Source organism: Hominiventricola aquisgranensis (assembly GCF_040096225.1).
GTDB lineage: Bacteria > Bacillota > Clostridia > Lachnospirales > Lachnospiraceae > Hominiventricola > Hominiventricola aquisgranensis.
The window spans coordinates 1-1,507 of sequence record NZ_JBBMFC010000069.1 but is presented as its reverse complement, the minus strand read 5'-3'; the positions used below and the strand labels follow the sequence as shown (position 1 = coordinate 1,507).

Genomic DNA, 1,507 nt, shown 5'->3' with positions numbered 1-1,507 from the left:
TGAACTCATTAGGTATCCTCTAATCATTTCATCACCACAATATGGACATTTCATGCAGATTCACCTCCTATAAATTCCGATTTTTCGTTCTCTGCGACTTCCAAATAAACGGGAAGTTGTCAGCATCCTTCTTTTTTATCTTTTATATCGTCTTTTAACGATTTGATTTCTTCCAGAATGAGTTCAGTACAAACGACTATAATACCTGAAAGAAGAATAATTCCACCATAAATCGGATAAATAAAGGATTCTCGGACTCCACCGCCAATGATGCCAGACAAGAGCTGCCACACACCGCTGAACGGCCAAACAACTAAAGCAAATACCACAATCATCATAATAATAGCTTTTTTCATTGTACTTTTCCTCCTTAAATTTCGATTTGCACATCAAATCGTTTTCTTCATTCTATCACAACTTCTATTGATCCACCATCAATCTTTCAAACCAAGCATCCATGGCAATGATGAACTGACTTGCTTCTGACCATTCTTGTAGCATTTCGTCTAGAGTTTTCTGTTTCACATATTTCTGCACATATACCCAGCAGGCAACACTGCTGGCTTCTGATACAATGTCTGCTATGGTTTTACGCATGACTTCTTCAAAATCAGCAATTTCTTCTTTGGGAATAACCTCATAAAGTTTTGGTGACTTATAGAATTGAATACTGTTTCAGCTAATTTATGTTTGCAGGTTTGGGAGAGATTGTTTCTTTTCCCGCCTTTTCTCTGATTTACATCCCTAAATAAGGGATGACAACAGAACGGAACCCAAATGTTAGCTGGAAATTGATCATTTTAAATGGAATTTCATGCCACGAACGTGATTAGAAAATAACAAAAGCGTTCGTTGTCAGCTAATCCAGCTAACATTTTCGAACGCTTTGAAACCTGTCGCCAAGAGGATTTGAACCTCCGACCCCACGCTTAGGAGTTCATCCTAGTACAGAAAACAGCTTGCATTCTATGTCAATCAAAGTCATTCAAAGCCTTGATTTTACTGCTTTTTCTGTCAATTTCAGAAAAGATAAGAAAACCTGTTTTCATCTGAGAAATTACAGTTTGGGTGGAAAAATGGTGGATTTTCCACCATTAGGGTAAAGCCAACCTGTTCCTTCCAATTATAAATGATGACTACCATTACCTGACATTTTACAGTAATGATTATTTGGTTTTCTTATTAGATTTATATTTATTATACCGTGCTTGCGGTCAACTGTCGATAACAAATTGACCGCAAATGTATTATTTTTTCTTGCTTTTACAACGGATGACTCAAGCCTTCTACGCTTCAAATACCCGGAAATGTTTCTGCACTGAATCATATTTCCCAGTTTCGTAATTTAGTATTTTCCATACCGGATTTAATTGTTCATCCGTTAGCGGAGCAACCCGATTGTCTTTATCCAGCCATGCAAAAATTATTTGTTCTGATTCTATCCAGGTTAAGTTTTTATCCTTCTTTATCTCATCAATATTCTCCTAAATATTTTTCTAGTCATTGC

General features: G+C 36.5%; 2 protein-coding genes. Both read right to left on the bottom strand.

Annotated features, from left to right (window positions below; all coding sequences use genetic code 11):
* Nucleotides 1-119: 119 nt before the first annotated feature.
* Nucleotides 120-356 (bottom strand): hypothetical protein, encoded by a 237-nt coding sequence (locus WMO62_RS15725; RefSeq protein ID WP_055060928.1) that lies wholly within the window; start codon nucleotides 354-356, stop codon nucleotides 120-122.
* Nucleotides 357-420: 64 nt separating this feature from the next.
* Nucleotides 421-597 (bottom strand): hypothetical protein, encoded by a 177-nt coding sequence (locus tag WMO62_RS15720; protein WP_435390517.1) that lies wholly within the window; start codon nucleotides 595-597, stop codon nucleotides 421-423.
* Nucleotides 598-1,507: the final 910 nt, after the last annotated feature.

Bases quoted from the DNA above. Each gene is read 5' to 3' on its own strand.
- WMO62_RS15725 (WP_055060928.1), bottom strand. From the start codon at position 356: ATGAAAAAAGCTATTATTATGATGATTGTGGTATTTGCTTTAGTTGTT.
- WMO62_RS15720 (WP_435390517.1), bottom strand. From the start codon at position 597: ATGCGTAAAACCATAGCAGACATTGTATCAGAAGCCAGCAGTGTTGCC.